Source organism: Bradyrhizobium sp. CCBAU 53421, from assembly GCF_015291625.1.
Lineage (GTDB): Bacteria > Pseudomonadota > Alphaproteobacteria > Rhizobiales > Xanthobacteraceae > Bradyrhizobium.
In genome coordinates this window covers 1,268,775-1,287,996 of the sequence record NZ_CP030047.1, presented here as the reverse complement: position 1 = coordinate 1,287,996, position 19,222 = coordinate 1,268,775, and the positions used below count along the sequence as shown (strand labels likewise).

At 65.3% G+C, this 19,222-nt stretch carries 23 protein-coding genes; 7 read left to right on the top strand and 16 right to left on the bottom strand.

Annotated elements, in window-relative coordinates; genetic code table 11:
- Window positions 1-32 precede the first annotated feature (32 nt).
- The 4 genes from XH92_RS06010 to XH92_RS05995 all read right to left on the bottom strand — a co-directional run bounded on the left by XH92_RS06010 (window position 33) and on the right by XH92_RS05995 (window position 3,073).
- Window positions 33-449: a YciI family protein gene (locus XH92_RS06010; RefSeq protein WP_194458420.1), complete on the bottom strand. Its 417-nt coding sequence runs from the start codon at window positions 447-449 to the stop codon at window positions 33-35.
- A gap of 123 nt (window positions 450-572) precedes the next feature.
- Complete coding sequence (locus XH92_RS06005) at window positions 573-1,778, bottom strand: serine hydrolase (protein WP_194458419.1); 1,206 nt, start codon at window positions 1,776-1,778, stop codon at window positions 573-575.
- A 69-nt stretch (window positions 1,779-1,847) separates the two neighbouring features.
- On the bottom strand, window positions 1,848-2,219 hold the full coding sequence (locus XH92_RS06000) for a nuclear transport factor 2 family protein (protein ID WP_194458418.1): 372 nt from the start codon (window positions 2,217-2,219) through the stop codon (window positions 1,848-1,850).
- Window positions 2,220-2,419: 200 nt separating this feature from the next.
- The gene (locus tag XH92_RS05995) at window positions 2,420-3,073 is read right to left on the bottom strand and encodes a glutathione S-transferase family protein (protein ID WP_194458417.1); all 654 of its coding nucleotides are present in this window, start codon (window positions 3,071-3,073) and stop codon (window positions 2,420-2,422) included.
- A 489-nt stretch (window positions 3,074-3,562) separates the two neighbouring features.
- Here XH92_RS05995 and XH92_RS05990 point away from each other — a divergent pair, with 489 nt between their 5' ends.
- The 3 genes from XH92_RS05990 (at window position 3,563) to XH92_RS05980 (ending at window position 6,785) form a co-directional block, all read left to right on the top strand.
- Window positions 3,563-5,233 (top strand): PAS domain-containing methyl-accepting chemotaxis protein, encoded by a 1,671-nt coding sequence (locus XH92_RS05990; protein WP_194458416.1) that lies wholly within the window; start codon window positions 3,563-3,565, stop codon window positions 5,231-5,233.
- Between the two features lie 240 nt (window positions 5,234-5,473).
- Window positions 5,474-5,806 carry a GIY-YIG nuclease family protein gene (locus tag XH92_RS05985; protein WP_194458415.1) on the top strand — a complete coding sequence of 111 codons (333 nt, stop codon included), beginning with the start codon at window positions 5,474-5,476 and terminating at the stop codon, window positions 5,804-5,806.
- Window positions 5,807-5,996: 190 nt separating this feature from the next.
- Entirely contained in the window at window positions 5,997-6,785 is a 789-nt protein-coding gene (locus XH92_RS05980; RefSeq protein ID WP_194458414.1) for an SDR family NAD(P)-dependent oxidoreductase, read from the top strand.
- 158 nt (window positions 6,786-6,943) lie between these two features.
- Here the strand turns inward: XH92_RS05980 and XH92_RS05975 are convergent, their stop codons facing one another.
- Entirely contained in the window at window positions 6,944-7,513 is a 570-nt protein-coding gene (locus XH92_RS05975) for a histidine phosphatase family protein (protein WP_194458413.1), read from the bottom strand.
- 235 nt (window positions 7,514-7,748) lie between these two features.
- On the opposite strand from XH92_RS05975, the gene XH92_RS05970 reads away from it, so the two are divergent.
- Window positions 7,749-8,627, top strand: a complete 879-nt coding sequence (locus XH92_RS05970) for a hypothetical protein (RefSeq protein WP_194458412.1) — start codon at window positions 7,749-7,751, stop codon at window positions 8,625-8,627.
- A gap of 147 nt (window positions 8,628-8,774) precedes the next feature.
- On the opposite strand, the gene cobS is transcribed toward XH92_RS05970, so the two are convergent.
- Window positions 8,775-9,527: an adenosylcobinamide-GDP ribazoletransferase gene (gene cobS, locus XH92_RS05965; protein WP_194458411.1), complete on the bottom strand. Its 753-nt coding sequence runs from the start codon at window positions 9,525-9,527 to the stop codon at window positions 8,775-8,777.
- A gap of 110 nt (window positions 9,528-9,637) precedes the next feature.
- Between cobS and cobT the strand changes: the two genes are divergently transcribed.
- Window positions 9,638-10,651, top strand: a complete 1,014-nt coding sequence (gene cobT, locus XH92_RS05960; RefSeq protein WP_194458410.1) for a nicotinate-nucleotide--dimethylbenzimidazole phosphoribosyltransferase — start codon at window positions 9,638-9,640, stop codon at window positions 10,649-10,651.
- 115 nt (window positions 10,652-10,766) lie between these two features.
- A complete protein-coding gene (locus XH92_RS05955) occupies window positions 10,767-11,171 on the top strand; it encodes a hypothetical protein (protein WP_246788526.1) in 405 nt (134 codons plus the stop codon).
- A gap of 193 nt (window positions 11,172-11,364) precedes the next feature.
- Here XH92_RS05955 and XH92_RS05950 read toward each other — a convergent pair whose 3' ends face one another.
- From XH92_RS05950 to XH92_RS05925, 6 genes are all read right to left on the bottom strand, one after another.
- Window positions 11,365-11,775, bottom strand: a complete 411-nt coding sequence (locus tag XH92_RS05950; protein WP_194458409.1) for a VOC family protein — start codon at window positions 11,773-11,775, stop codon at window positions 11,365-11,367.
- 78 nt (window positions 11,776-11,853) lie between these two features.
- On the bottom strand, window positions 11,854-12,390 hold the full coding sequence (locus XH92_RS05945; protein ID WP_194458408.1) for an SRPBCC family protein: 537 nt from the start codon (window positions 12,388-12,390) through the stop codon (window positions 11,854-11,856).
- 93 nt (window positions 12,391-12,483) lie between these two features.
- Window positions 12,484-12,894 (bottom strand): DoxX family protein, encoded by a 411-nt coding sequence (locus tag XH92_RS05940; RefSeq protein ID WP_194458407.1) that lies wholly within the window; start codon window positions 12,892-12,894, stop codon window positions 12,484-12,486.
- Window positions 12,895-13,246: 352 nt separating this feature from the next.
- Window positions 13,247-14,524, bottom strand: a complete 1,278-nt coding sequence (locus XH92_RS05935; protein ID WP_194458406.1) for an RNA polymerase sigma factor — start codon at window positions 14,522-14,524, stop codon at window positions 13,247-13,249.
- Window positions 14,521-14,889, bottom strand: a complete 369-nt coding sequence (locus tag XH92_RS05930) for a YciI family protein (protein ID WP_050419610.1) — start codon at window positions 14,887-14,889, stop codon at window positions 14,521-14,523. Before XH92_RS05930 ends, XH92_RS05935 begins: the two co-directional genes overlap by 4 nt.
- A 156-nt stretch (window positions 14,890-15,045) precedes the next feature.
- Window positions 15,046-15,333, bottom strand: a complete 288-nt coding sequence (locus XH92_RS05925; protein WP_194458405.1) for a hypothetical protein — start codon at window positions 15,331-15,333, stop codon at window positions 15,046-15,048.
- 89 nt (window positions 15,334-15,422) lie between these two features.
- Between XH92_RS05925 and XH92_RS05920 the strand changes: the two genes are divergently transcribed.
- Window positions 15,423-16,388, top strand: coding sequence for a glyoxylate/hydroxypyruvate reductase A (locus XH92_RS05920; protein ID WP_194458404.1), 966 nt, complete (start codon window positions 15,423-15,425; stop codon window positions 16,386-16,388).
- 180 nt (window positions 16,389-16,568) lie between these two features.
- Here the strand turns inward: XH92_RS05920 and XH92_RS05915 are convergent, their stop codons facing one another.
- From XH92_RS05915 to XH92_RS05900, 4 genes are all read right to left on the bottom strand, one after another.
- Window positions 16,569-17,060 carry an SRPBCC domain-containing protein gene (locus XH92_RS05915; RefSeq protein WP_210345538.1) on the bottom strand — a complete coding sequence of 164 codons (492 nt, stop codon included), beginning with the start codon at window positions 17,058-17,060 and terminating at the stop codon, window positions 16,569-16,571.
- Window positions 17,041-17,460 carry a helix-turn-helix transcriptional regulator gene (locus XH92_RS05910; protein WP_194458403.1) on the bottom strand — a complete coding sequence of 140 codons (420 nt, stop codon included), beginning with the start codon at window positions 17,458-17,460 and terminating at the stop codon, window positions 17,041-17,043. The genes XH92_RS05915 and XH92_RS05910 overlap by 20 nt, the downstream gene beginning before the upstream one ends.
- A 289-nt stretch (window positions 17,461-17,749) precedes the next feature.
- A complete protein-coding gene (locus tag XH92_RS05905) occupies window positions 17,750-18,397 on the bottom strand; it encodes a dihydrofolate reductase family protein (RefSeq protein WP_194458402.1) in 648 nt (215 codons plus the stop codon).
- Between the two features lie 91 nt (window positions 18,398-18,488).
- Window positions 18,489-19,148: a TetR/AcrR family transcriptional regulator gene (locus XH92_RS05900; protein WP_194458401.1), complete on the bottom strand. Its 660-nt coding sequence runs from the start codon at window positions 19,146-19,148 to the stop codon at window positions 18,489-18,491.
- Window positions 19,149-19,222 lie beyond the last annotated feature (74 nt).

The following is a 19,222-nucleotide window of genomic DNA, read 5'->3' as shown; positions in this document are numbered from 1 at the left end:
CCAACGGGCCGCCCCGGAATGACCGTCGAATACTACTTCATTCCCACCTGCTCGCGCAGGCGCTCACCCTGCTCACGCAGTTCGGGCGTCAGCGCCTCGCCAAAATCCTCCGCGGCGAACACCTGGCGGATCTCGATCTCCGAGCCATCGTCGAACGGCGCGCGCTTCATCCAGCCGATCGCTTCATCGAGCGATTTGGTCTCGATCAGCCAGAAGCCGCAGACCAGATCGCCGCTCACACTGAACGGTCCGCGGCTCACGGCGCTTTGCCCGCCGGCATATTTGACGCGTGCGCCCTTGCTGGTCGGATGCAAGCCCTCGCCGGCCTGCATCACGCCGGCCTTGACCATCTCCTCGTTGAACTTGCCCATCGCGGCGAGCATCTCGGTGCTCGGCATCACGCCGGCCTCGGTATCCTTGTTCGCCTTCACGATCACCATGAATTTCATCGTCGTGCTCCGTTGTCTCTGAGCCGATCTCAGCACCGGCGCTCGATTGAACGACGATGCAGAGTCTGCGATCCCGACACGGCGCTTGAAATTATTTCCGAGGTCATTGACGCGCGCTCCACGCTAGTCGTCGATCGCCTGATAGGCGAGCGTCCAGAAATCGGCGAATACCGTCGGCGGCTGCGGCGAATCCATCATGCGCTGGGTCAGCAGGATTCCGGTCATCGCCTCGCTCGGGTCGGAATACCAGGAGGTGCCATAGCCGCCGTCCCAGCCGTAGCGGCCCGGCACATCACATAGATCGTCGCGCGCGGTGGCGACCGACACCCCGAAACCCCAGCCGCGCGCACCGAGGAGGAATTCGGATCCCTGCTTTTGGTCCGGCGTGATCTGGTTCGAGGTCATCAGCTCGACCGAGGGACGCGACAGGATGCGCTCGGTGCCGAGCCGACCGCCATTGAGCAGCATCTGCGCGAAAGCGTTGAAATCATCCGCGGTCGACACCAGCCCGGCAGCGCCGTTCTCGAACGCCGGCGGCGCCGCGTATTTGCCGGTCGCGGGTTCGTCGAACACTTTCAGCGTGCCGGTCGCTGGATCGCCGCCATAGCACGTCGCGAACCGCGACAACTTGTGCTGCGGCACGTGGAAAGCCGTGTCGTTCATGCCGAGCGGTCCGAAGATCCGCTGCTGCAGGAAGTCCGCGAACGAGGTTCCGGCAACACGCGCGATCAGGACGCCAAGGATCAGGCTGCCCGTGTCGTAGAGCCAGCGTTCGCCGGGCTGATAGGCCAGCGGCAGCGTGCCGTAACGGCGCAGCAATTCGTCCGGCGGAAACGACGGAAACACCGGCCCGGGCGCGAAGCCGGCATCCGCGATCGCCATCTGGATCGGGTAACGCGCCGGAAACACCGGGATCATGCCGAGCCCGAGACGGAAGGTCAGAAGGTCACGCAGCGTGATCGCGCGCCTCGCCGGCACCGTGTCATGGATCTCGGACTCGATGGTGCGCAACACGCGGCGATCGGCGAGCTCGGGCAGCCAGCGATCGAGGGAATCATCGAGCCTGAGCCGACATTCCTCGACAAGGATCATCGCGGCGACCGCCGTCACCGGCTTGGTCATCGAGGCGATGCGGAAGATGGTGTCGCGCTGCATCGGCGGCCCGCCCACCGCCATGCGTCCAAGCACATCCGCATGGATCTCGCCGCGACGGCTGACCAGCGCCACGAGGCCTGGAACATCGCCACCATCGACATGGCGCGCCAGCACCTCGTGCATCCGTCCGAGCCGTGCCTGCGACAGGCCGCTGACTTCACTTGCAATGGACATTTTCCAGGTTTCCTTCGCAGAATTCGCGCCCGCCGGCGACGACGATCGAGCGATATCACCGCGGCAGCCTCATCGATCCTGCCTGACGAGTTCGCCATCCTGATGTGATGGGCCGAAATAGACGTCGATGCGCGACACCTTGTCGCCGTCGAACACGAAGAACTCGGTGTTGCGGAAGCTCTTGCCGTCGCGGGCGACGCAGCGATAGGTGACGAAGGCCTCAGCGCCGTCGACCATGATGCGCTCGATCTCGTGGCGGCCGATCCAGCCCGAGTCGCGCCAGCACTCGGCGAAATACCGCGGCTTGTCGATGTTCTCGCCATAGGGCGTCGAGAAGCGGAAATCCTCCGCGAAGGCGGCCTCGACGCTCGCGCGGTCATTGGCGAGATAAGCGGCGAAGATCGCGCGGATAGTCTCCGCCCTGTTGCCAGCTGCAGCCATGTCGTCTCCACACAGATGTCGCCCGGGCCCCAGGGCGCGACCGGCGCTCCAGAACCCGGGCTTCAGGGAGAAGACGAACGGGGCGGCGCGAAAGCGACACCGCGTCACGATTTATTTTCAGGGCCCTGATCGAGCTTCAGGTTCCCTTTCAGTTGTCCTCTTCAGCTTTCCTCTTCAGCTTTCCTCTTCAGCTTTCCTCTTCAGCTTTCCTTGGGGAACATGCCGAAATAGGGCTCGGCTTCCTTGAGGACGCGCGCGAACGACGGCCGTGCCTTCAGCCGCTCGAGATAGGCCGCCAGATGTGGATGTCCCTCCCCGATCGGCTCGACCTTGTTGCCGTAGAACAGCGCCGGCGCTGCGGCGCAGTCGGCCAGCGAGACCTGCTCACCCATCATCCAGCCGCCATGCGCAAGCTGCTGGTCGAGGATTGCATAGGAGGCGCGGAGTTGCGCTCGCGCCTCGGCGACGCCGTGCGGATCCTTGCTGTCCGCCGGACGCAGCCGGTCGCCAACGATCTTCTGCAACGGCAGATGGACGTAGAGATCGAGGAAGCGGTCGCGCAGCCGGGTCTGCAGCGCAAGCTCCGCGTCGTCGGGAATCAACCTGACGGCACCAGGGTAGTGCCGGTCGAGATATTCGATGACGATACTCGATTCAGGCACCGTCTCGCCGCGCGCCTCGTCGCGCAGCACGGGAAAGCGGCCGATCGGCCACAGCGCAAGCAGCGCCGCGCGCTCGGCCGGATCGCCGAGATTGACCATGTTCGGCGTGAACGGCGCGCCGTTCTCGTAGAGCGCGACCAGCGCCTTCCAGCAGAAGGAGGACAGCGGGTGGTAATGCAAGGTCAGTGACATCAGAACTCCATCATGGAACCAGTGCCCGGAGGACGAATCGGAGACCGCCCTGCCGACATCCCGTGTGGCGATTATTTTGGCCGGCGCCCGGCACCGGAAGCAGAGCGCCATCGATGCGACGAACATTCGTCGAGCGCGCGAATCGCGGTGCTGAATCGATCCGTGAAACCGTCAGCAATATCAACGTTCGTAATAGGTCTATCAGCGTCGCTAAAGTCGACGCGTTGCGATCATCCGCATCAGACCAAAGTCGTCATCGATTTTCGTCCGTAAGATTACGGTGAACGTCGTATCACGACTATGGATGATAACGTACACATCGAAAAATTACTTCGCGATCTGAGATAGATGCGCCCGCGCCGCATCGCCTTATGCAGTCCGTGCCAGCCCGCAAGCTTTACCGATGCTAAACGGCTCGCTGCAACCTTTCCGTGAGTTGCCGCGATCTGCTTTTCCATCCCGTTTCATTTGACCCCTCACGGAGCCCTGATGTTCAGTTTCAGCAACAAGGCAAACATCGACAATGCGCTGGCGCAGGCCGCAGCGATCGGCAAGTCGCAGGCGGTGATCGAGTTCAAGCTCGACGGCACCATCATCACCGCCAACGAGAACTTCCTGAACGCGATGGGCTACTCGCTCGACGAGATCAGGGGCAAGCACCACAGCATGTTCGTCGAGCCGGCGTATCGCGACAGCCACGACTATCGCGCGTTCTGGGCGAAGCTGAACCGCGGCGAATTCGAGGCCGCGCAGTACAAGCGCCTTGCCAAGGGCGGCCGCGAGGTCTGGATCCAGGCCTCCTACAACCCCATCCTGGACAAGAACGGCAAGCCGGTCGGCGTCGTCAAGTTCGCCACCGACATCACCGCGCAGAAGATCCACAGCATGGAAGACGCCGGCAAGATCGCCGCGATCGGCCGGGCGCAGGCGGTGATCGAGTTCAACATGGACGGCACCATCGTCAATGCCAACGAGAACTTCCTCGGCGCGATGGGTTACTCGCTCGCCGAGCTCCAGGGCAAGCATCACAGCATCTTCATGCCGCCGGCCGACCGCGACAATCCGGCCTATCGCGATTTCTGGGCGCGGCTGAACCGCGGCGAGCTCGCGTCCGGCGAATTCAAGCGCCTCGCCAAGGGCGGCAAGGAGATCTGGATCCTCGCCAGCTACAACCCGATCCTCGACGACCGCGGCAAGCCGTTCAAGGTCGTCAAGTTCGCCACCGACGTCACCCAGCAGAAGCTGAAGGCCGCCGACAACGACGGCCAGATCGACGCCATCGGCAAGTCGCAGGCGGTGATCGAGTTCAACATGGACGGCACGATCCGCACCGCGAACCCGAACTTCCTCGCCGCGATGGGCTATTCGCTCGCCGAGATCCAGGGTCGGCATCACAGCATGTTCGTCGAGCCGGTCGAGGCGAGCTCGGCGGGCTACCGCGATTTCTGGGGCGCACTGAACCGCGGCGAATTCCAGGCCGCCGAATACAAGCGCATCGCCAAGGGCGGCCGCGAGATCTGGATCCAGGCGTCCTACAACCCGATCCTCGACCTCAACGGCAAGCCCTACAAGGTGGTGAAATACGCGACCGACATCACCGCGCAGGCGATCGGCCGCAAGAAGGCCGACAGCGCGCGCGGCCTGATCGAGGCGGTCGCCGCCGGCAGCGAGGAGATGAGTGCCTCGATCCGCGAGATCTCGGAGACCATGACCAAGTCGAAGCAGAACGCCGCGGTCGCCACCGGCCGCGTCGAGGCTGCCGACGGACAGGCGCAGAAGCTCAATGCCGCGGCGCAGGCGATGAGCGGCATCGTCGAGATGATTTCGAGCATCACCGGGCAGATCAACCTGCTCGCGCTCAACGCCACGATCGAATCGGCGAGGGCGGGCGAAGCCGGACGCGGCTTCGCGGTGGTGGCCTCCGAGGTGAAGAGCCTCGCCAACCAGGCCAAGCAGGCGACCGACACGATCTCCTCGGAGATCGATGCGCTGAACTCGATCGCCGCCGAGGTGGTCACCTCGCTGTCCGAGATCAAGGCCGCCATCGCCGGCGTCAACGAATACATCACCTCCACCGCCGCCGCGGTCGAGGAGCAAAGCATCGTCACGCAGGACATGTCGACCAATATGCAGCGCGCCTCCGCCGAGCTCGCAGCGTAGGCAGCGGTGCGATCCTCGAAGGATGGACGGCCCGGGCTGGGGGCCGTACATCCTTCGAGACGCACCTTTGCGAGCTTCATCACGAAATGAAGTCCGTTCCCGTCACCCCCGCGCAAAGGCTTTGCCGTTGCGCGGGGGTGACGGGAAGAGAGCGCGACGAACGATCACGCCTATTCGCTATTGACCAGAGCCAGATTTGCATCATCGTCGGCGAACGCAAGAACGCACCGGATCATCGCGATGGGCATTTTTGTCTACATGCTTCGCTGCGCCGACAACTCCTTCTATGTCGGCAGTGCCACGGGCGATGATCTCACGCCGCGAATTGAACAGCACAATTCCGGCGCCTATCCGGGCTACACTTTCAACCGGCGACCAGTTGTCCTCGTCTGGTCGGAGTACTTCGACCGCATCACTGACGGCATCGCGGCAGAACGCAAGATCAAGGGCTGGAGCCGGGCCAAGAAGGAAGCCCTGATACGATCAGACTGGAGTTCAGTCAGTCGTTTGGCGCGTCGTCGAGGCGGTGCACCACGCGCCGCACCAGATACCAATCCCTCCCCGTCATCCTGAGGTGCGAGGTCAGCGCCGCACTTGCGGCGTTGACTGAGCCTCGAAGGATGTGCGGCCCGGCTGGTGGCCGTGCACCCTTCGAGGCTCGCTCCGCTCGCACCTCAGGGTGACGGGGAAAGGGGCCGGTTGACACGCCAAAGTAAAGGTCGCAGACGGTCGGGACTTCCTGCCCGAACCGATGGACCTCCCGATGACTTCCTCCGCACAAAAAGTCGCACTCGTGACCGGCGCCGCGCGCGGCATCGGGCTTGCCGCAGCGAAGCGCTTTCTTACTGATGGCTGGCGCGTCGCGCTGCTCGACATCGAGGGTGAATTGCTGCGCGCCGCGGTCGCGGCGTTGAAGCAGCCCGACACCACGCTGGCGCTGACCTGCGACGTATCCGATGCCGCTGGCGTGACAGCCGCGATTGCCGCGATCGTGAACCGGTTCGGCCGGCTCGACGCGCTGGTCAACAACGCCGGCACGGCCGTATTCGCGCCGGTGCTGGAGACTTCGGACGCCGACTGGAACCGGATCATGGCGGTCAACCTCAGCGGCCCGTTCCTGTGCACCAAGGCGGCCGCGCCTGTCATGCGCGAGCATGGCGGCGGCGCGATCGTCAACATCACCTCGATCTCGGCGGTGCGCGCCTCGACGCTGCGCTCGGCCTACGGCACCAGCAAAGCGGGCCTCGCGCACCTCACCAAGCAGCTCGCGGTGGAGCTCGCCTCGCTCGGCATCCGCGTCAACGGCGTCGCGCCCGGGCCGGTCGAGACCGCGATGGCGAAAGCCGTGCACACGCCGGAGATCCGCGCCGACTACCACGACGCGATCCCGCTCAACCGCTACGGGCTGGAGGAGGAGCTGGCGGAAGCGATCTTCTTCCTGTGCTCGGATCGCGCCAGCTACATCACCGGCCAGATCCTCGCCGTCGACGGCGGCTTCGACGCCGCCGGCATCGGCCTGCCGACCCTGCGCGGCCAGCGGCGGAATGGGTGAGCATTTTTGTAGAAGCAACCCCACTCTATCACCGTCACCCTGAGGTGGCCGCTTCTTCAGCGGCCCTCGAAGGGTCGACGGCCCGACTGGGGCCGATTCATCCTTCGAGGCTCGCTCCGCTCGCACCTCAGGATGACGGATCGAGAGCGGCGCACGCATCAGCGCTCGTTCACCGCGACGACGCGCCAGGCATTCTCAAGCCGATCGATCCGGGTCAGCGACAGCGGATCGATGACGAAGCGCAGCGCATGCTCCGGCGCCAGCTCGAGTGCGATTGCGAGAATCGCGCGGATGGTGCCGGAATGCACGACCAGCACGACGTCGCCGGCCGGCAAGCGCGCCAGCCCTGTCCGCGCCCGCGCGATCTGATCGGCGAAGCTTTCGCCGCCGGGCGGCCGGTTGGTCCCCGGCGATTGCCAGAAGGCACGATAGGCCGCGGCGCCGAGCTTTCTCTCGATCTCGGTGTGGCGGCGGCCGGTCCAGTCGCCAAAATCCTGTTCGCGAAAGGCCTCGTCTTCCGTTGCCGTGAGGCCGAGCTTTGCTGCGGTCTCGCTTGTGCGCCGCGCCGAACTACAGACCGCGAAAGCGCCGGCCGGCAGCCGCGCCTTTAGCGCTGCGAAGGCTGTGGCATCGCCGAGATCCGCGGGCGCATTCGGCGCATGGATCACGCCGCGCGGACCGTCGACCGGCGCGTGGCGGATCAGCCAAAGATGCGTTTCGCGGTCCATCGCGGCAGAAGCCCTTCCATTTTGATCGGGGCGTGTACTCATGGACAGTCGATGCCTGATTTATCGGGCAAGGCGGAAATGCGTTAGCGTGCACGGCACGAGCTGGTCCCCCTTCCAATATCACGAGACCTCAAGCCCGCTATCATCCGGCCATTTTTTGGACAAGACTGACGGGAGTGCTGGGGGCTGATCGACCCTGACGGATAACCGTCTCGGCACGCTTGGGTGACATTGGATGGAAAGGGAAGCGCCAGTGAACTCCACCCCCACCCCGAACCCAGTCGAATCGAACGATGGCCCGACCACGCGCGCCGACGAAAGGCTCGCAGAAACCCACAAGGAGATCACGCGCGCCAATGAAGAGCTCGCGCGTTTGAGTGAACAGCTTGCGAGAATGGAGCGCGATGCCGCGTCCCCGGCTCCGGCGCAACCCGCCCCGCCTTCGGGCGGACCCAACCCTGCCGCTTCCGGACCTGGCCCCACCTCTTCCGGAACTCGCTCGCGATCGCCGCGCCGAATGCCAGTGTTCCGCGCTCTCGCCGGCTTGGCGCTGGCAGCATGTATCGTTGTCGCTGCACTGGCTTTGCAGTCCTCGTATGGGAGAGGAGCCAAGCAGGTTGTCGCCCGTTGGGTGCCTCAGCTCGTTTCGACTCCATCACTGCCCCCGGATAATCCGCCGCTTGCGGCACAGCCCGCTCCACCCACCGTTCAGGCCGCAGCGGCGGACGCCGCTCCGCCCCAAGCGACGCCCCCGGTTCAGACCGCACCGCCGCAGGACGCCGCGCCGACAGCCAATGCAGCTCTTCCCGACCAGGCGCAGCTGCTGCAAACGATCGCCCGCAACCTCGAAAATGTGGAGCGAAGCATCGAGCAGCTCAAGGCGGACCAGCAACAGATGGCCCGCGCGAGCTCCAAAGCCATTGAGGAACTCAAGGCGAGCCAGGAAGAAATGAAACGGACGCTGGCGAAGGTCTCCGAGCCGAAGCCGTTACCGCTTCCGACGCCGCCGACACCGCCGACACCAAGCGTGCGCAAGCCCGAGCGGACGTCTCAGCCGCCATATGCAAGAGCGCGGCCGCCGATCCCCAGGGAGTGGCTCTACGACGAATGGTGACGGTCGATGCATTGCTGATCGATGTCTTGTCCCGCAACAGCGCCTCGATCGGCGCAGCTTCTGGCCCGTAGCGGAATTTCGCGCCGGCCGTTGCGTGGGGTCAGCATCATCTTCAGGCGAACCGGTCTCCGCTTCGCTCGAAAAGTTCTAACCGAAGCGCGCGGCAAGCAGCACCAGGATCGCGGTCTCCGCAATCTGCTCGGCCGCGCCGAGCACGTCGCCGGTCTGGCCGCCGATCTGCCGTTTTGCCAGCAGCGCCATGATCAATGCGCCGGCGCCTGCCGCGATCGCCGCCAGCAACGCGCCGCCGAAGGGCAGCACGAGGATCGCGATCACCAGCGCGATGCCGGCTGCGACCGCCGCGATCGTGCCATCGGGCCGGCCGGCATTGGCCGCGAGCCCATCCTTGCGCGCGTATGGCAGGCTGATCGCGATCCACGGCAGCACGCCGCGACCGAGCGCATGCGCCGATATCAGGCTCTGCACCACCACAATGTTGGGCAGCGCGGCCAGTGCCGCGAGCCTGGTGGCAAAGCTCACCACCAATGCCAGCGCACCATAGGTGCCGAGCCGGCTGTCGCGCATGATTTCGAGCTTGGCGGCGACATCGCGGCCGCCGCCGAACCCGTCGGCGACATCGGCAAGCCCGTCCTCATGCAGCGCGCCGGTCAACAGCGCGCCAGCGCCGAGCGCCAGCGCCGCCGCGGCAAGGTCCGGCACGCCGATCGTCCGCAGCAGCAGGCAGAACAGGCCGATCGCCGCCCCGATGCCCGCCCCGACCAGCGGAAACAGCCGCTGCGCCCGGGCAAAACCGTCCGGCCGCGCGCCGTCCGGATGCGGCATCGGCAGGCGGGTCAAAAAGGCGGTGGCGGTCCTGAGATCGTCGAGCCATTGACTCATGGTGAAGGCCTGAAATTTGAAGCTTTTGTTTGAGCACGATCTTTTCGGAAAACCGCTTCACACTTTTCCGGATCGTGCTTTATTTGCGGCCCGCTCGACGAGGGAATCGCATGCAGTTCAATACTCTAGACGACATCCGCAGCTTTTGTCGCGAGCTGCCCGAAGGCGACGAGGCGAGCGCTGCGGCGGCCACCCTGCGCCAGCAGAACCTGACCAAGCCCCCGGGCAGCCTCGGCCGGCTGGAAGAGGTTGCGATCTGGCTGGCGCGCTGGCAGCGGCGCGAGATCCCCCGGCTCGACCAGGTCACGATCGCCGTGTTCGCCGGCAATCACGGCATCGCCGAGCGCGGCGTCTCCGCCTTTCCCTCAGAAGTCACTGCGCAGATGGTCGCGAACTTCGCCGCGGGCGGAGCTGCGATCAACCAGATCGCAAGGCTTGCCGGGGCCGAGCTGCGCGTCGAGCCGCTCGAGCTCGCGCGTCCGACCCGCGACTTCACGATGGCGCCGGCGATGGATGGCGCCGATTTCCTCGTCGCCTTCGACACCGGCTGGCGCACGGTGCCCGAGCAATGCGATCTGCTGGTGGTCGGCGAGATGGGCATCGCCAACACCACGGTGGCGGCGACGCTGTGCGCGGCATTGATGGGCGGGCGCGGCGCGCGCTGGGCCGGCCGCGGCACCGGCGTCGACGATGCCGGCCTGCTGCGCAAGCGCACCACGATCGACACCGCGCTGAAGATGCACCGCAACCTGCTCGACGATCCCCTCGCCGTCGCAGTCGCGCTCGGCGGGCGCGAGCTCGCGGCGATCGCGGGCGCCGTGCTGGCAGCGCGGGCAAGATCGATCCCGGTGCTGCTCGACGGCTTCGTCGCGACATCGGCGGTGCTGCCGCTGGCACGGCTTCAACCGAGCAGCCTCGCGCATTGCCGCGCCGGGCATGTCTCGGCCGAGCTCGGTCACCGCGAATTGTTGCGTGAACTCGCGTTCGCGCCGCTGCTCGATCTCGAGATGCGGCTCGGCGAAGCCTCCGGCGCAGGGGTTGCGATCCTGCTGCTGCGCGCGGCGCTCGCCTGTCATGGCGGCATGGCGACCTTCGCCGAGGCCGGCGTCTCCGGCAAAGGCTGACAAACTCTCGCCGCATGCGCTAGCGTAACTGAGCCGGAGCGACGTCAACGGAAGGAACCGCCGCATGCGCATCGGGGCGATCTGGACGATCTCGACGATCTCGACGATCTTGGGGATGGCAGCGCTGCTTGCCGGCGTCTCCGGCGCGGAAGCCGACGTCCGCATCCTCGCCAGCCCCGGCGGGCAGGTCGGTCCGTTCATCGAATTGTTCGACAAGGTGCGCGAGTCCGGCGAGCGCGTGGTAATCGACGGGCCGTGCCTGTCGGCCTGCACGCTGGTGCTCTCGATGGTGCCGGGCGACCGCATCTGCGTGACCCGGCGCGCCGTGCTCGGCTTCCACGCCGCGCGCTCGATCGACCAGCGCGGCCGCACCTATGCGGAGCCCGAGGCCTCCGTCGCCGTGCTGCAGGCCTACCCGGCGCCGGTGCGCAGCTGGATCGTGCGCCGCGGCGGTTTGACCTCGCACCTGCTGCTGCTGCGCGGCCGCGAGCTCGCCGCGATCTATCCGCGGTGCCGGTAGTTGCGACCTTCATGGCCTCGACGAGTCAAGCTATTGCTTCCGTCATCCTGAGGTGCGAGCGGAGCGAGCCTCGAAGGATGCACGGCCACCAGCCGGGCCGTCGATCCTTCGAGGGCCGCTGAAGGAGCGGCCACCTCCAGCGACAACGGCGGAGCCGTTGCGCGGGGATGACGGTCCAGCCAGTTGCTCGGCATTACATCTGCTGCGGGCAGTTCACCATCCAGGGGATGCCGAACTGATCGACGCACATGCCGAAGCCGTTGGAGAAGAAGGTCTTGCCGAACGGCATGGTGACCGTGCCGCCTTCGGACAGCGCCTTGAAGCGGCGTTCGGCCTCCGTGGGATCCTCGACCTGCAGCGCGACGTGAAAGCCTTGCGGCTTCTGGAAGTGGCCGGGCGGAGCGTCGGAGGCCATGATGATCTCGCCGTCGATCGTCAGGCGGGCGTGCATGATCTTGTCCTTCCAGCCGGGCGGCGTCTGCATCTCCGCATTGCCCTCGCCGTAAGGGAAGGTTTCCTCGATCCGCGCGCCGAGAACCTTCTGGTAGAAGTTCAGCGCCGCGCCGCAATTGCCGTCGTAGGAGAGATAGGGGTTGACCTGCATCACATGCTCCCTGGGTGGATTCTGGTTCTGACGCGTTTTCTTCACGCGAACCGTTAAACCACTTCGCTCGAAAACGCGCTATTTTTCCGTCAACTTCTTCAGATTGGCGAGACCGGCCTCGAAATCCTTGCCGATCATGTGATCCAGGTTCATGAACACCTGCATCACCTTCGACATGAAGACGGCCGGACCATACATGGTCCATGTGACGCTGGTCGCATTTCCCTGCGGCAGCATTGTGAACTCGGCGGTGTTGTGGCCCTCGAACGGCTTGAGGAAGTCGAGCTTGATGACGACCTTCGACGGCGCGGACGACTGCAGGATCTCCATGCGGCCGGTGCCGACATTCTTGTTGCCGTCCCAGGCATAGACCGCCCCCTGCCCGCGCCCGGCGCCGCCATAGGTGCGCTTCATGTCCGGATCCCGGTTCTCGTAGGGCGACCAGACCGTCCACAGGCGGAAATCGTCGATCAACGGAAAGATCCGCTCCGCCGGCGCGTTGATGCTGGTCGCACGCGTGACGCGGAACGTGCTCGGCTTGGTCGCCGCAAGGACGAGGATGACGGCAATCGCGAGCGCAAGGACGACGGCGACGATGGCAATGGTCTCGAACATGACAGTCTCCACCTAGATGAATTTGGACAACGGAAGCGTTTTCAAGCGAAGTGGGTACCGGTTCGCGTGAAGAAAACGCGGCAAACAAGAAGCTCAGCGGCGGAACGGAAGCAGCGCGCGCAGATTGCCGTCGCGCAGATAGAGCCCGCCCCACACCATCAGGCCGAGATAGAGCCCGAACAGCGTGTGGGTGAACAGCGGGCTGCCGATCCGCACATGGGAGGCGATCGCGCCGCCGAGATAGCCGGTGAGCAGGATGGCGCCGAGGATCGAGGTCGGCGGCACCGAGTACAGCAGCGTGCAGACGATGGTGATGATGCCGAGGCTGCGCGCCAGCGTATCGCTCGCGCCGTAGCCCATCTTGTCCATGGTCTCGGTGACGACGGACAACGGCAGCAGCTTGATCGCGCCATCGAACAGCAGGAAAAGGACGACCACCCCGCTCAGGACGCGGCCGGTGATGCGGGCGGGCTTCGAGACTTCGGTGTCGACGATCGTCGGCATGGCTTGCTCCCCAAGGTGTGGTGATGCTCTGCCTTATGACGAACGGAGGGATGCAAGGTCGACAAGGGGGTGAAGATTTTTTCGGGAGCGCGACAAGAGTTGCGCGAGGGTTGCGCAACATCGATCGCCTCGCCCGGGGCCACCCTTTCCCCACCCTCCCCCGCAAGGGGGGAGGGAGCCTGATTGCGGTGCTCATCTCACTCGCGCTCGTTCACAAAATTCAGCGCAGATAATCCTACGTGAGGAAGCCACCGGCGGAAGGGTTCCCTCCCCCCTTGCGGGGGAGGGTTAGGGAGAGGGGTTCACCCGGGAAGTCTCTCAGACTGAACGTGAGCGACGCAAGTTCTGACCGCTACTTCGCCTTCACGTTGCGCGGCTGGCTGTCGCGCATCAGGCGGTCGATATGCATGCGGATATGGGCCGCTTCGGCGGTGGTATTGGCGAGCGCGATGGCGCGGTCGAAGGCGACGCGGGCCTCCTCGTTGCGGCCGAGCTGCATCAGGAAGGCGCCGCGCACGCCGAAATAATGGAAGTAGCTGGCAAGCCGCGGCGCCAACGGCTCGATCATCTCGAGCGCGGCTTCGGGCCCCTTCACCTTGGAGACCGCAACGGCGCGGTTGAGCGTGATCACCGGCGACGGCTGCATGATCTCGAGCGCACCATAAAGCAGGTCGATCTGGGTCCAGTCGGTATCCTCGGGCTTTTCCGCCCGGGCGTGGAGGGCGGCGATCGCGGCCTGCACCTGATACGGGCCGCTGCGGCGATGGCGCATCGCCTTGTCGATCAGGGCGAGACCTTCGGCGATCAGCTTCTCGTTCCACAGGCTGCGGTCCTGGTCGTCGAGCAGGATCACCTGGCCATCGGCGTCGAAGCGCGCCGCGGCGCGGGCGTGCTGCAACAGCAGCAGCGCCGTCAACCCCATGATCTCCGGCTCGCTCTGGAACAGCCGCAACAGCAGGCGGGCGAGGCGGATCGCCTCCTCGCACAGCGGCGAGCGGATCTCGGCGGTGTCGCCGCTCGCCGAATAGCCCTCGTTGAATATCAAATAGATCATCGCCGCGACCGAGGCGAGCCGCTCGCTGCGCTCGACCGCGCCCGGCGTCTCGAACGGCACATTGGCATCGGCGACGCGCGCCTTGGCCCGCGTGATGCGCTGCTCCATCGCGGCTTCCGAGACCAGGAAGGCGCGCGCGATCTGCTTCACCGACAGGCCGGAGACGATGCGCAACGCGAGCGCGATCTGCTGGGTTGGCGGCAGGTCCTTGTGGCAGCAGATGAACAAGAGCCGCAGGATGTCGTCACGGTAATGCGAGCCGTCGAGCCGCTCGGCGAGCTCTTCCTCGGCATCGCCGAGGTCGGAGATCGCCTGGTCGTCGTCGGGCAACGCCTCCTGCTTTTTGCTGCGCCTGATGTCGTCGATCGCGACATTGCGGCCGACCATGATCAGCCACGCCGCGGGATCGCGCGGCGGGCCGTTCTGCGGCCAGCTCTTCAGCGCCCGCAGGCAGGCGTTCTGGAAGGCTTCCTCGGCGGTATCGAGATTGCGGAAGTAGCGCAGCAATGCGCCAACCGCCTGGGGACGCGCCGACGTCAGCGCGGCATCGATCCAGGCGGTGTCGGTCACGCTCACGTCTTGGCGCTCCCCGGGGTGAAGTAGCCGACCGGGCGGATCTCATAGGTGCCGCCAGGATTGGCCTCGCCGAGGTCGCGCGCGATGTCGAGCACCTCGTCGAGGTTCTTGCCCTCGACCAGATAGAAGCCGAGCAGCTGCTCCTTGGTTTCGGCGAACGGGCCGTCGAGCACCAGCGGCGGGTTTTCCTTGCGCAGCGTGGTCGCCGCGGTGGTCGGCAACAGCCGCGCCACCGGACCAAGCTTGCCCTGCTTGGCGAGCTTGTCCTGCACGACGGACAATTTCTGCATGACCGACGCGTCGTGCTCCTTGCTCCAGGAACCGACCATGTCTTCGTCATGATAGCAGAGGATGGCGTACAGCATCGAAAAGGCATCTCCGTTCATTGCAAGAACGAACGATTATGCCCGCTGCCGACAGGGCGCGCGAAAGAAATTTAGGTTCCGGATGCCGGCGGTGGAGCGAGAGATGACGCCGCGACGATCGCGCGTCAGGTCATCACCGTGACGACGATGCTGCGATCACCAATAGACCCCGTAACGCGCCGCGATCCGGCGCGCCTTGGCTTCGTCACTCTCACGGCGACTGGCCTGGCTCCGCTTCACCGGATGCGACGCCTGCGGCCGCGGCGCCTCTGCCGGCTGGGCTTGCGACGGCACCGGCTGGGCCTCGGCCGGCTCAGGCGCAACGGCCGGTTGCGCCTGAGGCGGCGTGTCGGCGTTTGCGAGCACGAGGCCGCGGCTCTGGCCGGCCTGCGCTGTGGTGGCGGTGGCTGCGATGAAAGCCGCGATCAGGATCAGCTTGCGCATGGAAGTTCTCCCCGGTTGATGGCAGGAGACTAAGGCGCGGGTCTGACCCGCTCTGTGACGCAAATCACATTGAAATTGGAGGTATCGGGATGGGTAAGGGCGCACTGGCGCTGCTGATCAATGGCGGCTCGGAAAACTGGTCGTCGGCGCGCTGGAAGGCGCGGTTCGACTCGGTCTGCCCGGACCGTCGCGTGGTGCTGCTGCCGGACGGCGCGCTCGATCCCGCCGAGGTGCACTATGCCGCGGTGTGGAAGCCGAAGCCGGGCGAGCTCGCGGCGTTCAAGAACCTGCGCGTCATCTTCAACCTCGGCGCCGGCGTCGACGCGCTGATGGCCGACCGCTCGCTGCCCGACGTGCCGCTGGTGCGGGTTTCGGTCTCCGATCTCACCGATCGCATGACCGAATATGTCGTGCTGCATGTGCTGATGCATCACCGCCAGGAGCTTTATCTGCGCGAGTCGCAGCGGGCGAAGCGCTGGGCGCCGGACTATCAATGGGCGGCAAGCGCGATCACCGTCGGCGTGATGGGGCTCGGCACCCTCGGGGCGGCCTCGGCGCAGGCGCTCCGCGCGCTCGGCTTCCGCGTCGTCGGCTGGAGCCGCAGCGAGAAGCGGATCGACGGCGTCACCTGCTATCACGGCACCGAGGGGCTGGACGCGTTCCTGCGCGCGACCAACATCCTGGTTTGCCTGCTGCCGCTGACGCCGGACACGCGGCATGTGCTGAACCGCGATGCGTTCGCGAAACTGAACCGCGAGAGCCCGCTCGGCGCGCCGGTCATCATCAACGCCGGCCGCGGCGCATTGCAGAACGAAGCGGACATCCTGCGCGCGCTCGACGACGGCACGCTGGGCGCCGCCTCGCTCGACGTTTTCGAGACCGAGCCGCTGCCCGAGGCGAGCCCGTTCTGGAGCCATCCGAAGGTGGTGCTGACCCCGCACAACGCCGCCGACACCGACGCCGACGAGATATCGAAATACGTCGCGCAGCAGATCGCGCGATATGAGCAAGGTGGTGCGCTCGAAAATCTCGTCGATCGCAAGCGGGGTTATTAGCGCTGAACCGTCACCCCACACAGAGTGTCGTCCCGGCGCAGGCCGGGACCCATCTCCGCGGCCCCTCATTGGAGCATGCGGGGAGGCATCCTGCACAGCAACGATGTCCTGTGGTTATGGGTCCCGGCTCCGTGCGCAAGCGCGCACTCGGCCGGGACGACAAGTGGAGAGGCCAGGGCCTCAGCCCATCCCGGCAACCACCTCCGCGAGCCGGTCGTAGGCAGGCTCGACGCCCTTGTCGATTCCGGAATTGAGATGACCGTCACGCGCCTCCTTGGTGGGATGGCGGATGGTGGTGGTCAGCGTGGTGGTGCCGCCTTCCTCGACGAAGGTCGAGATGACGAGATATTCGTCGCTGGTGAAGCCGGGCATCGAGAAGGTTTCGCCGAACGTCAGCCGCTCCGGGCGCACCACCTCGCGATAGGTGCCGGTCAATTCATGCTCGATGCCCTCGGACGACCGGAACACGAAGCGATAGGCGCCACCGACTCGGAGATCCACTTCGCACACCGGCATCGTGAGCTGCTCGCAGCCGAGCCAGCGCACCAGATATTCCGGCTTCGTCATGGCGTCGAACACGAAGCGCCGCGGCGCGTCGAACTGGCGCGTCATGGCGAACTCGAAATCCGATGGGGTCGTGATCCTCAGCGTCTTATCCACGCGTGCGTCCACGTTGCTTCTCCTTGGTTACTCTGACTTTAGGGTTGCTGACCTTGCGGTTGCTGCGCGGCGGGGCCTTCGCGGCCTCCTCCGCCTTCATCTCCTCGAGCAGACCGTCGAGGCGGTTGAAGCTTTCGTCCCAGAAACGGCGGAAATTCCCGAGCCAGCCGTCGACTCGCTTGAACGAGTCCGGCGCGATGCGGCACGGCCGCCACTGCGCCTCGCGCCCGCGCGAGATCAGGCCTGCATGCTCCAGCACCTTCAGATGCTTGGAGATCGCCGGCAGGCTCATGTCGAACGGCTTTGCCAGCTCCATCACCGAGGTCTCCCCTAACGCGAGCCGTGCCAGGATCGCGCGCCGGGTCGGATCGGCCAGCGCCGCGAAGGTCGAACTGAGGGGGTCGAGCGGCATGTACTTAGCTCATCGGTTAAATAACCTTTGGGTTAAGTACGACCAAAAGGCGGTCGCGTCAACGGCCAATTTTCGGCCGTTGACGCAGGCGTGACGTTGCGCTCCCTCTCCCCGTTCTTACGGGGAGAGGGTTGGGGTGAGGGGCCGCCTCCGCATATGCGGAAATAGCTGCATTTGAGGAGACTCCCCCTCACCCGGAATGCATCTCACGATGCATTCCGACCTCTCCCCGCAAGCGGGGCGAGGTGAAGCAGAGTCCGTCGCTCAATTTGAACTGACGTTCTTGACTTTAAGTCTTACGCGCGAAGGTGACGTGCGTGGCGTTCGGGCTCGCGACATGCGAAACGACGGCATAGCCGAGCGCGGGCAGATCGATGCCAGCGAACAAATTTTCGCCGGCGCCGAGCAGCACCGGCGACAGCGCCAGTTGCACCTCGTCGAGCAGCCGCGCCTGAAGGAATTGCCGCACCAGCGACACGCCGCCGCCGACCCGGATGTCCTTGTCCCCCGCAACGGCGCGCGCCCGCTCGAGCGCGGCGTCAATGCCGTCGGTCACGAAGTGAAACGTGGTGCCGCCTTCCATTTCGATGTCGGGCCGCGCGTGATGGGTCAGCACGTAAGTCGGCGTGTGATACGGCGGATTGTCGCCCCACCAGCCTTTCCAGGCATGATCCGGCCACGGCCCGCGGATCGGGCCGAACATATTCCGCCCGAGGATCCAGGCGCCGATATTTTCCATCGATTTGCGCGCGACCTCGTCATCGAGACCGGTGCTGCCGCCATCCTGGCCGAACGTCTGGCGAAACGTTCGCGTCTGGAGGAACCAGCCTGGCAGCGCCATGCCGCCTTCGCCGAATGGATTTTGCAGGCTCTGCCGTGGCGCGGCGCCAAATCCGTCGATCGAGACCGAGAATGCTGAAGTCCTGACTTTTCCCATGATATTCCGCTTCCGTGAGTTGAGGAACCTTACGGAAGACGGACGCGAAAAACAGCGACCGACATTTGGTCGGCAAGAAATTTCGCCGCTTCTATTTGGCCCGGCACATCACGTCGATGGCGCCCTTCACGATCGCCTCGAGTTCCCCGCGCGGCACGCGGGCGCGGGCACGGATCGCGATGGTGTGGATGGTGGCGGAGGCGAGATGCGCCAGTGATGCCGGATCGGCCCCCTCGGGCAGCTCGCCGCGCTCCCTGGCATGGCGGAAGCAAATGCCGAACGCCTTGTCGAGCTCGGTCAGGCCCTCCACCACCATGCCGCGGATATCCGGATCCGACACCGCCTCGGACGCCGCCGTCATCACCGTGAAACAGCCGCGCGGGCCGGACTCGCCGGAGAGATAGATGTCGAGCGCGATCCGATAGATGCGCTCCAGCCGCTCGCGCAGCGGCGCGTCGGCGCGGAAAATGTCGACCATCGCCGCGCGCGCGTCGTCGCGGTAGCGCTGGTAACTCTTGATGTAGAGCTCGCGCTTGTCGCCGAACGCGCCATAGAGGCTCGGCCGGTTCATGCCGGTCGCCGCGCTGAGATCATCGAGCGATGTCGCGGCAAAGCCGTCGCGGCGGAACAGGTCGAGCGCCTTGCCGAGCGCGACGTCGGGCTCGTAGGCGCGCGGCCGCCCGCGCCGCTTCGGTGCGACCGGAGCGTCAATCTTGGCAGCAGATGGCGGCTTCTTACTTTTTTGTACCATTTCGCATTTAATTCCTTGACGTCACCAATATTATCCAAGACAGTACAAAAATCAATAATGGCCGGGACACCCGC